Annotated in this window: 8 protein-coding genes and 1 pseudogene; 6 read left to right on the top strand and 3 right to left on the bottom strand. The window is 46.3% G+C overall.

The annotated features are described in order from the left end of the window. Window positions 1-101: 101 nt before the first annotated feature. Window positions 102-1,802: a glycoside hydrolase family 13 protein gene (locus NSS94_RS02160; protein ID WP_029514702.1), complete on the top strand. Its 1,701-nt coding sequence runs from the start codon at window positions 102-104 to the stop codon at window positions 1,800-1,802. A gap of 152 nt (window positions 1,803-1,954) precedes the next feature. Here the strand turns inward: NSS94_RS02160 and pdaA are convergent, their stop codons facing one another. Beyond that, window positions 1,955-2,752, bottom strand: a complete 798-nt coding sequence (gene pdaA / locus NSS94_RS02165) for a delta-lactam-biosynthetic de-N-acetylase (protein ID WP_165147948.1) — start codon at window positions 2,750-2,752, stop codon at window positions 1,955-1,957. 261 nt (window positions 2,753-3,013) lie between these two features. On the opposite strand from pdaA, the gene NSS94_RS02170 reads away from it, so the two are divergent. Together NSS94_RS02170 and NSS94_RS02175 are read left to right on the top strand one after the other, a co-directional pair. Next, a complete protein-coding gene (locus NSS94_RS02170; protein WP_340953943.1) occupies window positions 3,014-4,036 on the top strand; it encodes a methionine ABC transporter ATP-binding protein in 1,023 nt (340 codons plus the stop codon). Continuing rightward, complete coding sequence (locus tag NSS94_RS02175; RefSeq protein ID WP_029514704.1) at window positions 4,033-4,698, top strand: methionine ABC transporter permease; 666 nt, start codon at window positions 4,033-4,035, stop codon at window positions 4,696-4,698. The genes NSS94_RS02170 and NSS94_RS02175 overlap by 4 nt, the downstream gene beginning before the upstream one ends. Here the strand turns inward: NSS94_RS02175 and NSS94_RS02180 are convergent. Together NSS94_RS02180 and NSS94_RS02185 are read right to left on the bottom strand one after the other, a co-directional pair. After that, window positions 4,695-4,990: pseudogene (locus NSS94_RS02180) on the bottom strand (MerR family transcriptional regulator). The gene NSS94_RS02175 and the pseudogene NSS94_RS02180 overlap by 4 nt on opposite strands. Window positions 4,991-5,089: 99 nt before the next feature. After that, window positions 5,090-6,070, bottom strand: coding sequence for an aldo/keto reductase (locus NSS94_RS02185; RefSeq protein ID WP_165147951.1), 981 nt, complete (start codon window positions 6,068-6,070; stop codon window positions 5,090-5,092). A 273-nt stretch (window positions 6,071-6,343) separates the two neighbouring features. Here NSS94_RS02185 and NSS94_RS02190 point away from each other — a divergent pair, with 273 nt between their 5' ends. From NSS94_RS02190 to NSS94_RS02200, 3 genes are all read left to right on the top strand, one after another. Continuing rightward, a complete protein-coding gene (locus NSS94_RS02190) occupies window positions 6,344-9,814 on the top strand; it encodes an S-layer homology domain-containing protein (protein WP_341038465.1) in 3,471 nt (1,156 codons plus the stop codon). A gap of 159 nt (window positions 9,815-9,973) precedes the next feature. Then, window positions 9,974-13,120: an ATP-binding protein gene (locus NSS94_RS02195; RefSeq protein ID WP_341038467.1), complete on the top strand. Its 3,147-nt coding sequence runs from the start codon at window positions 9,974-9,976 to the stop codon at window positions 13,118-13,120. 156 nt (window positions 13,121-13,276) lie between these two features. Continuing rightward, window positions 13,277-14,428 (top strand): response regulator, encoded by a 1,152-nt coding sequence (locus NSS94_RS02200; protein ID WP_069010770.1) that lies wholly within the window; start codon window positions 13,277-13,279, stop codon window positions 14,426-14,428. Window positions 14,429-14,490: the final 62 nt, after the last annotated feature.

Here is a 14,490-nt window from a genome sequence, read left to right on the forward strand (position 1 = left end):
CAAGACTCTTGTTCCCAATTACCAACGATTCGCAGCCAGGTATTGCGTGTATGTTAAGAGCATAAGCTATTGGATGTACAGAGAAGCTACAGGAGGGAAACATGCCTAAAAAAATATGGTGGAAGGAAGCCGTTGTATATCAGATTTACCCGATCAGTTTTCAGGATTCTGACGGAGACGGTAAAGGGGACTTGCGAGGCATTTTGTCCAGGCTGGATTATTTGTGTGAACTGGGTATTGATGTTATCTGGATTTGTCCGGTATATAAATCGCCCAATCACGATAATGGATATGATATTAGCGATTATTATGCCATTATGGATGAGTTTGGAACAATGGAGGATTTTGACGAACTGCTTCACCAGGCGCATGAACGAGGTATCAAAATCATGATGGATTTGGTATTAAACCATACATCGGATGAGCATCCGTGGTTTACGGAGTCACGCTCGTCCAAGGATAATCCGAAGCGGGACTACTACATATGGCGAACAGGCAAAAATGGCGGATATCCGAACAACTGGGAATCGTATTTTTCTGGCTCAGTGTGGAAATATGACAAGCTTACAGACGAATATTACATGCATCTATATTCCGAGCATCAGCCGGATCTGAACTGGGAAAATGAAGAGATGGTGGGCGAGCTCTACCGCATGGTGGAATGGTGGCTGAAAAAGGGAGTCGATGGCTTCCGTTTTGACGCTATTGCCCATATTGTCAAAGCCGAAGGGCTGCCGGATGCCGATAATCCCGACAAACGAACCTTGGTACGGGCTTATCAGCTCTTTTCCAATCTGGAACAGGTACATGTGCTTCTACGGATGCTGAATGAAAAGGTGCTGGAATGTTATCCCTTAATGACAGTTGGCGAAACGTCTGGCTTAGGACCGGAACAGGCGCTTGATTATGTGGGAGACCAGCGGCATGAATTGAATATGGTCTTCCAGTTTGAACACATGTTTATTGATGCACAAGGGCTAGGGACGGAAAAATGGAAATCCAAGCCATGGACGCTGGTGGAGCTGAAAAAAATAATGAGCAGTTGGCAGACAGTGCTTCATCAGGAAGGATGGAATGCCAATTATCTCAACAATCATGATCAACCTCGGGCTCTCTCCAGATTTGCGAATGATGGACAATATCGTGTGGAATCCGCCAAAATGCTGGCAACCTTCACACATATGCTTGAGGGTACGCCTTATATTTATCAGGGTGAGGAAATTGGGATGACGAATATTGCATTCCCGTCGATTGATGATTATCGGGATGTGGAAACGTTAAACTATTATGAGCAGCAACGAAAGATTGGTGAGCCGGAGGAGCAGATTATGGCGGCAATCTGGCGAAAAAGCCGGGATAATGCACGCACTCCTATGCAGTGGGATGCTGGTCCTGCGGCCGGATTTACCGATGGAGAGCCGTGGATGAAGATTAACGATAACTACACACACATTAATGCAGAGGCTGAAAGAAATAATCCAGGCTCGATTTTCCACTATTATCGTAAGTTGATTGCTCTGCGCAAACAACATGAGGTCATAGTCTATGGCGAATACAAGCTTCTGTTGCCACTGGATACAGAGCTGTATGTATTCACTCGTATGTTGGGAAAAGAGCGTTTGCTGGTCATTTTGAATTTCTTTGACCGTGATCCGGTGTTCCACTGGCCCGAAGGTGAGGAGCTTCCTGCCGCCAAGGCGGAACTACTTCTCTCCAACTACGAACCGGTACAAGGGGAACAACTGCATGCCTTGAAGCTGCGGCCTTATGAAGCCAGAGTGTATAAGCTAACCATGCATTAGGCTTTGCTATCTTTAGAATGGTAAAAGGAAGGGAAGGCCCATAGAGCCTTCCCTTCCTTGGAGTAAACTAAAAAGCCCAATCCACACTGGCTACCATGGGCAGGTGTGGATCGGGCTCATTATGATATGGTCTCATTAAATGTAGTTACTTTTTAGTGATAATGTTTCACCTTAAGGTCGTCTAGACTTTTAAACTCATACCCTTGCTTGCGAGCCTCGTCGATGATAGAAGCAAGCGCCTCGGCATTATCCTTGGATACGGAATGGAGCAAAATGACCGCTCCAGGGTGGAGCTGCTGCATGACTTGACGATAGGCATAGTCCGTTCCTTGCTGAATTTTTGTGTCCCAGTCCTTGTAAGCCACAGACCAGAATACGCTCGTATATCCGGCTTCTCGACAGGAAGCCAATGCTTTTTCACTAAAAATGCCGCGAGGCGGCCGGACATATTTCATTTCTTTTTGCCCGGTTAGCTCTGCCGATGCATTTCGTACCCGATCCAGCTCAGACCGGATCTCTGCCGAAGAAATGGTGCTCATATCAGGATGGCTCCATGAATGGTTGCCGATAATATGGCCCTCACTCGCCATGCGTCGCATCAAAGCTGGCTGGTCTTTTACAAAATGCCCCGTCACAAAGAAGGCGGCCGGAACCTTTTTGGCCTTCAATACATCCAGCACTTTCGGAGTATACCCATTCTCATAGCCGTTGTCGAAAGTGAGAAATAATTCTTTTTTAGTCGTATCCCCCAGAAAGATGCCACCTTGTCTTTCGATCAGGTGCATAAAGCCTTCTTGTGCGATGGAAGGCAGCTCCCCTCCTTTACTTTTTTTAAACCCAAAATGATAAGGCTGTCCGTCAACAGTCTGAGTAGCCCATGCGGGTTCCGCCGTAACTGCCAACATACCCGTTACTGCAATGCATAGCCACAAGGTAAATATTCGCTTCATCTATTTTCCTCCGCTTTCGTCCCGTTCGGGTAAGGTGTGTATGCTTCGACATATTTCATACCATCTGCAATATCGTACTGATTTATGCAAGGACATGCTTTGACCGAATGTAAAACTCATATTGACATGAATATTAAATCGAAGTAGTATACTTTATAAAACTCACTAGAATACTCGGATTTAATTCGATCGTTTATGCCGAAGAAAAGCATCAGCTCAGAATATCTTACATACTTGTAAGAACGGAAGGAGTTAGGACTCATGATTGAACTTAGGAATGTATCTAAAACCTACGTGAGAAAAGGCCTAAGTATTGAAGCGTTAAAAAATATAAATATCAAAGTGGATAAAGGGGACATCTTCGGATTTATCGGATTCAGTGGCGCAGGGAAAAGTACGCTAATCCGTTTGGTCAATCGTCTTGAGAAAGTAACCAGCGGAGAGGTTCTTGTTGAAGGGGAGCAGTTATATACCTATTCGACCTCTGGACTGCGGAAGGTAAGGAAGAAGATTGGAATGATTTTTCAGCATTTTAATCTGCTGGAATCAAAAACGGTGTTCGACAACATTGCAATTCCGTTGGTGCTGCTTAAGCGCAACAAACGCGAAATAGAGGGGCGTGTGAAAGAGCTTTTGGCGTTCATAGGATTGTCGGACAAGGCGAACAGCTATCCCAACGAGCTTTCCGGCGGACAAAAGCAACGTGTCGGGATTGCACGGGCGCTTGCGAGCAACCCGTCCATTTTGCTCTGTGATGAGGCGACCTCGGCACTTGATCCGCAGACCACGCAGTCTATTCTCGACTTGCTTCGCAAAATCAACAAGGAATACAAGATCACCATATTGATCATTACCCATGAGATGTCGGTGATTCAGCGAATTTGCAACAAGGTTGCCGTAATGGAAAAAGGGGAAATCATCGAGCAGGGCAATGTCCTGGAGGTATTCGGACAGCCGCAGCACCCAACGACGCAGAGCTTTGTACGCACGGTCATTCACGATGCAGTACCCGAGAGTGTGCTACAAACGTTCGAACAGCAAGAATCACAGCGGATTTACAAGCTGGAATTTATAGGACAGGTTGCTTCTGATCCGGTGGTTCATGAATTAATTCGGCAGCATGATATCCATGTGAACATTTTGTTTGCCAATATGACGGAGATTCAAGAAACGACGATTGGCTATATGACAATCCAACTGCGTGGTGGGCAGCATTCCATTCAGCAGGCTGTTGATTTTATCAAGAGCAAAGGAGTCCACATTCAGGAGGTAGAGAGTCTATGATGATTACAGGAACCACGATAACCTGGGATCAACTGTGGGAAGCTTTGTATGAATCCGTGCTCATGGTCAGCATATCCTTATTCATTGGCGCCCTGATCGGTATCCCTATCGGTATTTTACTCGTCATCACACGCCCGGGCGGAATTCTGGAGAACAAATGGCTGCACAATATTTTGAATCCGATCATTAACATTGTTCGTTCCTTACCGTTTATTATCTTGCTGATTGCGATCATTCCGTTAACCCGTCTGATTGTGCATACATCCATTGGGACCAGCGCGGCAATTGTCCCCTTGATTATATATATTGCGCCATATATCGGAAGGCTGGTCGAAAACTCGCTGTTGGAGGTGAATCCGGGGATATTGGAGGCAGCAGATGCGATGGGGGCGACCCCGTTCCAGGTCATTCGATACTTTTTGCTTCCTGAGGCATTCAGTTCTCTGATTTTGTCGTTAACGACAGCAGCCATTGGTCTGATTGGTGCTACTGCTATGGCTGGTGCGGTCGGCGGAGGCGGAATTGGCGATCTGGCGATCGCATATGGCTATCAACGTTTTGATACGCTGGTTATGCTGATTACCGTCATCATTCTAGTCTTGTTTGTACAAGGTGTTCAGTCCTTGGGGAACCTATTGTCCCGTAAAGCACGCAGGGGTTAAATTAGATGTTTTTTTTCACCTATTGTCTGTTCATAGCTTGTAATTTTATAATCCATGCGTTCCAATACGTTGTTCATATCTTTCATTTTTGCAATGAGCTGCTTGCGCTGCTCTATTAGGAGTTCTTTTCTCGCATACATTTAATATATTCAACCCATCTGCAATCTTCTTCCGTGTAATCTCTGATGCCACTTTTATTACGGTTCACACGCGGAATAAGTCCGATGCGTTCATAATAGCGGAGTGTATCCTGAGATAGTTCGAATTTTTTGCTTACTTCTGCGATCAACATGCAGACTTCACCTCCTGATTTCTGATCAAGAAACGCCCTATGTAAATGGATAGGGCGTTCTTGTCGTTTCTTATTTCGAAACTGTCATTTCATCCATATTTACTGGGCGCCAACTACCGGATGAGGAACATACGGCTCTTCCAGCAATGCGATTTCTTCAGGTGTTAACGTAATCGAAAGAGCAGCTACTGCATCTTCAAGATGAGACGTTTTTGTAGCACCGATAATCGGAGCTGTTACCGGTTCTTTCTGTAGCAACCAGGCAAGTGCGATTTGAACGCGTGGAACTCCGCGTTTTTCTGCGATGGCCGCAACCTGCTCCACGATCAATCGATCGGTATCTGCAGTCGCATCGTATTTAGATTTTGCCACTTGATCGGTTTCGGAACGATGTGTTGTTTCCTGCGCATCACGCGTCAATCTTCCACCTGCAAGTGGGCTGTATGGAATCACACCGATTTTTTCTTCCTTACAAAGCGGCAGCATCTCTCTCTCCTCTTCACGATATAAGAGGTTTAAATGATTTTGCATCGATACAAACCGGGTCCATCCATTCTTCTCAGCTATATGCAAAGCCTTTAGAAACTGCCATGCGTACATGGCAGAAGCTCCGATATATCTTGCCTTCCCAGCCTTCACAACATCATGTAATGCTTCCATCGTCTCTTCAATAGGGGTAGTGTAATCCCAGCGATGAATTTGGTACAGATCCACATAATCTGTCCCCAGTCGCTTAAGGCTCTTATCGATTTCACTCATAATAGCCTTTCGAGAAAGTCCCGCACCATTGGGGCCTTGATGCATACGGAAATGAACCTTCGTTGCAAGGACAATTTCATCTCGATTCGCAAAATCTTTTAAAGCCCGTCCGACGATTTCTTCGCTAGTTCCGTCTGAATATACATTCGCGGTATCAAAAAAATTGATGCCTAGCTCCAGGGCCTTTTTTATAATGGGACGACTGCGCTCTTCATCTAATATCCATGGATGAATCCATCGTTCTGCAACCCCAAAGCCCATACACCCAAGACAAAGCCGGGATACATCCAAGCCGGTATTTCCAAGTTTCATATAGTCCATTTGATTATACCTCTCTTTCCTAGATATTGTTTTCTTCAAATGTTCTACTCCAGCTACTTACACCGGATATTATTACATTTGGAGTTCACTCCAAGTCAAGCGATTTTGTTGCGTGATGCCTTCATATAGGACTAATTGTTCAGAATCGGTTCAGTGGGGTTTCGTATAATTCTCTTAGCATAGTTCCTTGGTTGCATAATCCGTAGAACTAAACATGACTAAAGACTTTGATAAAACAGGATATATGCCAATAAATAGCGTCTAGGAGTGGAAATGTTGAAACTTATAAATCGAAATAAATGGATTGCATCTGCGATGGTATTGGGGATTGCTTCAGGCTCCATCGTATCTTTGCCTTGGCTGGGGGGCGCTCAGACTGCTTATGCAGCGACAGCAGATACACAAAGTGAAACTGGATTTGTAGCACAAGCTCGTACTTTGGGTTTGATGACAGGTGGGAATCAGGGCGATTTTATGGCACAAAAGAATTTGACCCGCGCTGAAGCGGCCAAAATTTTGTGCGGTCTGTTCCAGTTGGAAGTTAACAATCAGCCGCAGACTTCTTTTATGGATGTATCGTCCGATGCATGGGGCGCTCCCTATATTGAGGCCGTACGTGCAGCCGGGTATATGACAGGTAACGGAGAACTCTTCCGTCCGGGGGATGCCATTACCAAGGAAGAACTGATTGTTTCGCTCGTACGTGCAATGCACTTGCAGGATACAAGTACTGCGGATGCACAGCAAAATGCAGTTCAGGTTGCCCGCTCTTACGGTCTGTTATCAGAGGATGCTTCTGCAACGGATTTGAAAAATCCATTGAACCGGGAGAGTGGTGCAGAAGTATTCGTCAGCCTGCTGGATCATCCGGTAGGAGAAGTGAAATCAGAGGGCAATACCGTTCGAATCGGAAATATCCCGTACCAGTTGGAAGGATCTTTGCAAGGCTTGTTTGGTGAAAATAACAAAGCTGTATTAAAAGGGGCAAAAATCGATCTTAACCGTAATTTGCGTACACTCACAGGTGTAAATAAGCTGGAAATTAACGCAGACGGTGGTGTATTTGACGGTAAGGGTGTGTCTTTTGATGGACGCCTGATCGTCAATGGTTCGGTAACCTTGAAAAACATGTCCTCCACAGGCGTATTAGAAATCAAAGGCTCAGGGACCCAGCCTGTATCGGCCATTTTGGAAAATACGACATGGTCCGGTGTAGAACTGGGCTCCAAGGATGCCAAACTGACTGCAACCGGGACGACAAAGATTGACAACCTTACGCTGAAAAATGATGCATCGATCGGGACCGAGGGGGATGCAGCGATTAGTCGTGTTTCATTGCAACAGGGACTAGGCAAGCTGTTGGTGAGCGGAAGTATTGGTTTGCTGGATGCATCACAATATGTGGGTGTTCCTTTTATCACACTGGCCAAGGGGGCTGCAATCAACCAGCTCAATCTGCCGGAACAAAAACAGCCGCAGGATGTTATTGTTAACTATAATGCGATGAAGGAAGCTGTTAGTCTCGTAAATGGTACGAAGAACTCATCCTCTGTTGGATCGGTTGTCACGGACACAGATAGCAAAGATAAGAAAAAACGTGACAGTGATATCGTCAGTATAGACCGCAGTCAGTTGGAGACGGAAGTCCATGCAGCCAAAGAACTGTTGGAGCGTGCAGGTGAGGGTGGACTGGATCAGGCGCTTTACACGGTCGCAGCGAAGGAAAACCTGTCCATAGCAATCAATCAGGCTATGCTGGTACTGAACAATACGGCAGCTACACAGGCAGAAGTAGATCAAGCGCTCAGCACATTGAAACAGGATGTTTCTGTGTACACAACCTCAGCCACAGAGCCGGTGATTGGAACACAGGAATTAACTAGACTGGTTCAGTTAGCTTCGACTACCCTTGAACAAAACCGAATGGTTGGTGATGAATTTCCACCTCTTTGGGACGACTCACTAAGTCAAGCGATTCAATTTGGCAACAATGTGTTGGAAGGAAATGCGCCTCAAAATATTGTGGATCGGGAAGCAGAAAGCTTGCGTCGAGTAATAAAGGTATACAAAGCATCAGTAAAACTCAGAGATGCCTATCTGCATTTTGTCGATGTAACGGATCGTGTGGATAATTTGAAAACAGATAAAGCGCGTTACAAGTCCTTAGTAAGAGAAGGATCAAATGTATATGTGAATCCATTGGCTACAACTGAGCAGTTGGAAGAATGGACACAAAAAATAGATCTTGCTACAGAATCATTCTTGGCACTGCAAGCAGCGGACTTCTCGGTGCTTAAGAATACTTTACAAGAAGCGCAGGTTATCTACGATCAGAATGGTTCTCAAAATGCTGAACTAGATAACTTGATTCAGGAATATACAGAGAAGATGCACACTGCTATGACCCAGCAGGACGTATTGAACTTGAACATGGAGCTGAGTCAAAGGCTTACGGAGTTCACTGTGCCATTGCCTGCTACAACTCGGGAAAAACTGCAGCAGCTGGTTCAAGATATTCAACTAAAACTGCTGTCTAACCCTGTGGCTCGTAATTACTTGAATACGGAAATGCTGTCTTTAGAGCAACAAACAGGACAAGCCAACTTTGCACTCATTATGCCATTTACTCCTGAGGAGCAATTGGTCATCTCTTATAATCAATTAAGTCAGGCTAAAGGGACCTATCTTGAAAAATATAACGAGAAAAGACTACAATTGAGAGACAAAGTCATTGAAATGCAGACTTCGATCAATGGAATTTTGCTGCAAAATTCAGGCGCATTAAGCGCTGAGGCTCAGCAAGCCTTGTCTTCTGCTTCAGAGCATGCCTCTACTTTCTTAGGCTTGTCCAGCTTTGAATTACAAGACGTTGTTCCTGTATATGAGGAGCTGCAACAAGTACAGAGCCAGTATGCTGCACCTATAACGGTGGATACTACGTTGTTGAATCACAATATCAATTTGGCCAATAATGAAATTTTGACGTTCGGCCGTCATTATACGGAACAAGATAACGAAGAACTTCAAGGGCAGATTAATCTGGCAAACCTTGTGCTTAATAATCCGGATAGCACACAGGTACAGGTAGACCAAGCTAATACGGATCTGATTACAGCGTTTGCGAACTACCAATTCAAATGGATCGTAACTGATCTTGATATCAATGAGCTTAAGAACATTGCGAACAATCTGCTTACAGTAAATGGTACAGATCCTACGACGGTCTACTTTCACAGAGTAGTGGATGCATTCAATCGTTTGGACCAGTATTTGCCTATGCCAGAACTTAAGAAAAATTACATGGATCTGGAAGATGCGATTCAGGAGTATAAAGATTTTGTAGCCAGCCAGCAACAAAACAGCGGAACAGGAAGCAGTGACAGTAACGGTCGACCAACGCCGCCGAGCGATAGCGACGGGACAGGAAGCAGCGACAGCAGCAGTGGAGCAACACCGCCGAGCGATAGCAACGGAACAGGAAGCGGCGACAGTAGCAGCGGAGCAACACCGCCGAGCGATAGCAACGGAACAGGAAGCGGCGACAGCAGCAGTGGAGCAACACCGCCGAGCGATAGCAACGGAACAGGAAGCGGTGACAGCAACGGTGGAGCAACACCGCCGAGCGATAGCAACGGAACAGGAAGCGGTGACAGCAACGGTGGAGCAACACCGCCGAGCGATAACAGTGGAGACGATTCAAGCTCGATTCCTGGCGGTAGTATTGATGGCGTTATGATTCCTTAATAGGAGAGGCTAGAAACTACAAGTACGTATTGAAGGGGACGATTCCGCACAGATTTTATCTGCGGCGGGCGTCCTTTTTTGTATGGACAACGCTTCTAATGTAGCTGAATAGAATAACCGATACAAAAGATAGACGTTATTGAAAAGAGCGGAGGATTTATGAAAAAACAGGGTGTTTTATTTTTTATTATACTTCTGCTTGCGGTTGCGTTACCAGTGTATCCGTTAGTGTCGGGTGTTTTATCCGGAAACAGTCATTGGAAAGCTCATAACGGTATTATTGATTTGCGTAATTGGGACCCTCATAAGGAAGGCCCTGTACAGCTGGGAGGGGAGTGGGAATTTTACCCTAATCAGCTTGTGCAACCTTTATCCTTTCATGAAATGCAACAAGATAAGGATTGGGAAAGTCATCAGAGTTCTTCAGAGTTGGGGATGGAAACGAGATCTTCTGCCAAGATTGTGGATGTGCCAGGTAGATGGAATCAGTGGATGCCTAAGGGACAGGCGACCGGATATGGAACCTATCATATCCGTGTGCTGTTGCCTGAAAAAGCGGAAAATCTGTACGGCATCTATATGCAAAACATTCGCAGTGCCAGCCAAGTATGGATTGACGGAGAAAACGTCGGAGCGAGTGGTATTCCCTCTGTTTCTGCCGACAAGGGTAAGCAGGGCAATGTTCCCTATGTTGGGTTTGCATCGGTAGATGGACATTCGGCTGATATTACCGTGCATGTGGCTAATTATAGCTATTCCTCTGGTGGGATTATTTATCCACTGTTATTTGGGGATTACGAGAGTATTACGCATAGCCGGGAAGTTGCAATGGCAGAGGACACCGTACTGATCGCAGGATTTTTTATTCCTACCGTATTTTTTATCATGCTATACCTTTTGCGTAAAAAGGAGAAGGCATTACTTTACTTAGGATGCTTTTGCATCGCGGCTTTATTTTATATTCTGACACATGGAGAAAAGCTGCTGGTTTGGGGAATACCGGATTTACCTTATGAATGGGTACTGAAAATACAGTCGTTCTCGTCAACGCTGTTCTACTATTTTCTGATCCGCTATGTTCATCTTTCGACGCAGATTGTTATGAATCGGATCGTGCTGCGCTTCTATCATATTACAACCGCACTGATGCTGGGTATGGGGCTATTTTTGCCTACATTGGTACTCTCATCCTTTGAATTGTTTATTCTTCTTTTTGGTGTAGTCAGTGTGGGATACGTGTTACTAATCTTGATTCGTGGGCTTCTTCAACAGACGGATGACGCTGCACTGCTAGTCATTAGTATTATGAGCATTCTTATGATTGTAGTGACTAGTTTTGTGTATATTCTGGGCTGGGGAGATGTACGTGGGGTGACAGCCTATGAAATGCTCATATTCGTATTGGCTCAAACGCTGCTGCTGGCCAAACGTTTTGTACATTCGTTTATGGAGGTTGAGAACCTGTCACGACGATTGCTCACACTGGATGGGTTGAAAAACGAATTTCTGGCGAACACGTCACATGAACTGCGCACTCCTCTGCATGGAATTATTAATATCGCTCAATCCATGCTAGACCGCTACGGGACACAATTCAATGAGCCGCAAAAGCACAATTTGGCCTTGATTGCGAATGTAGGACGCAGACTTTCTTATTTAATTAACGATATTCTGGATTTTTCTAATTTGAAAAATGGCAGATTAGCCTTAAATCGTCGGCCTGTCAATGTACAGGCAGCTGTGAATTCCGTGCTGGAGGTATTGGGGCATACGGTGGGTAAGAAAAAGCTTCAATTCGTCAAAGAATGGCCCAGTTCGTTGCCCAAAGTAGATGCGGATGAGGATCGGCTGATTCAGATTTTATACAATTTGTTGGGTAATGCGGTGAAATTTACGGAGGAAGGCAAAATCGTAATCTCTGCCAAAGCGGGGACCCGTGAAATGGAAATCAGTATAAAGGATACCGGCTCCGGTATTGCCCAGGAGCATCTTTCGCATATATTTGAACCTTTTAACCGAGGGGCGAATGCTGAGGATGAAGGATACAGTGGGACAGGGCTTGGATTAGGCATAGTCCGTCGTCTGGTGGAACTGCATGGGGGTCATATCCGGGTAGAATCTAGATTAGGCAAGGGTTCGACCTTTTATTTTACACTGCCCTTGGCGCAGACCGGAACGTTGGGACATGAAGCTCAAAAAGATGTTTCGCCTGCGGTTATATTGCAGCCTGGCGTGACGTCGGGTCCGAATGTGATTCCGCATGAAGAGGACGCACTGGAGCGAGTCCAGACTGTTCCTTACAAAGTGCTGGCTGTAGATGACGACGAGGTTAACCTTCGGGTACTGGAGGAACTATTATATGCCACAGGTTGTAGCGTGGTGGCTGTGGATCATGCCGAGGAGGCACTTCACATGCTGAATGGCCGTACCCGATTTGACCTGGTCATTACGGACTGGATGATGCCGGAAATGTCCGGTATTGAGCTGTGCCGACGGATAAGGGAACGGTATTCCCTGTCCGAGCTACCGGTGTTGCTCCTGACGGCACGCGATCTGCCCGGCGATATCCGCGCAGGTTTTATGGCCGGAGCGAATGATTTTCTACGTAAGCCTGTTGATGCTGAGGAATTAAAAGCGCGTGTGCGCACGCTGCTGAACATGCGCCATTCAGCGGAGGAAGCGGTGCGTCTTGAAATGGCCTTTTTACAGGCACAAATCAAGCCGCATTTTCTGTACAATGCCTTGAATGTCATTGTTTCGACCGTAGCCGTAGACCCGGACAAAGCAGCGGAGCTGCTCATGGAGCTAAGCCAGTATTTGCGGGGGAGCTTTGATTTTCAGAACAGGGAGAATACGGTACCGTTATCCAAGGAGCTGGAATTGGTAGAATCGTATGTGGCACTGGAAAAAGCACGATTTGAAGAACGTTTGCAGGTAACCGTAGAGGTAGGGAGGAACATCCGGTCGCTCATCCCGCCGTTAAGTATTCAACCCATCGTGGAAAATGCGATACGGCATGGTGTGATGCAACGGGCAACAGGTGGAACCGTGCGAGTGGTTGTGCAGGAGGATGGAACCGATTTTGTGGTCAGCGTGACCGATGACGGCGTAGGGATTCCACCGGAGCGACTGGAACAACTGCTGTCGGAGGATCATATATCTTCCAGCGTGGGACTGCGTAATATCCATCGCCGTCTTATCCATATGTATGGAGAAGGATTGAGGATTGAAAGTAATCCTATGCAAGGGACGACGGTAAGCTTCCGTGTGCCGGAAACGATTTCGCCCCGGAATACCGATGAATAAAAAAAGTACAGTACATTCGTCGGAAAAGCTAATGTCACGCCCGCGACGATACGATATATAAAATATAAGAAATTAAAATTCGTAAGGATAAAGCAGATAGCATGTAGATAGAGCATCATGATGGATGGTTGCAGCAGGAAGGGAGCACGGACACAAATGAAGGCGATTTTGATTGATGATGAGAGGTCGGCATTAACCTACTTGGAACGGTTGCTGGAGGCGGACGGACGGTTAACGGTAATGGGGAAATATACGTCTGCACAAGCGGGGCTGGATCATCTGGCGTCAGAACGTGCGGATATTGTTTTTATAGATATCGGAATGCCAGAGATGAACGGTCTGGAGGCCGCCGAGTGGATTCAACAGCTGGATTCCCATATTCATATCGTCTTTGTGACCGCGTACTCGGAATATGCTATTGAAGCGTTCGAGCTGCAAGCACTGGATTACTTGTTAAAGCCCGTTCATGCCCGGCGGCTATCCAAAACGATAGATCGGATTGCAGCCACGCTGGCTGATTCCCGTTCCTCCAGCTTGGGAGTTGCAGCAGAGCAATCCCCCAAGGTACGTTGTTTTCAAAAGCTTGAAATTTTGGAGGTTGGACAGGAAGCCGTAGGAGCGAAACCACTCAAATGGCGCACGTTAAAGTCACAGGAGCTATTTTCCTTTTTACTACACCATGAAGGGGAATGGGTGAGCAAAGAACAATTGCTGGATGCGCTGTGGCCTGAATATCATTTGGACAAGGCTGTTGTTCACCTGCACACGTCCATTTACCAAATTCGCAAGGCGTTGAAAGAACGGATGCAAGATACAAAACTAGAATACAATCTGGATCGCTACCGCTTGAACCGCAATGGCTGGATTACAGATGTAGAGCTATTCGAGCGGGGAATATCCGAATGGGCTGCATCCGGTAGCGGCGGTACGCCGCGTATTGATAGCCTGTTGGCTCTATACCGTGGCAACTACCTGGAGGAGCACGATTACCCGTGGGCGTATGCAAAAAGGGAGAAGCTGCGCAGTATGTATCTGGCATGTGCTTCTGAGCTGGCGAGAGAAGAGCTTCGCTCAGGTCGTACCCGGCAGTCTGTTCAGCGCTTGCTCAGCCTACAGCAGCGGGAGCCGTACTCAGACGATATCTGCAGTCTGCTGCTGACCGCCTATGCCCAACTGGGCGATTATACCGCTGCGCAAAAGCATTATGAAAGCTTCGTCAGAATATTGGAAGATGAGTTGGGTATTGAACCGCAGCAGGTGACGCACCAGTTGTACGTGCAATTGAAAACACAGACGCTACCTGCGTAAACGGCTGTACTGGCTCAGGTCGTATGAATAGGCCAACCAGAGATTACTGGTTGGCCTATTCT

It is taken from the genome of Paenibacillus sp. FSL L8-0644, from assembly GCF_038008165.1.
In the GTDB taxonomy this organism is placed as follows: domain Bacteria; phylum Bacillota; class Bacilli; order Paenibacillales; family Paenibacillaceae; genus Paenibacillus; species Paenibacillus polymyxa_D.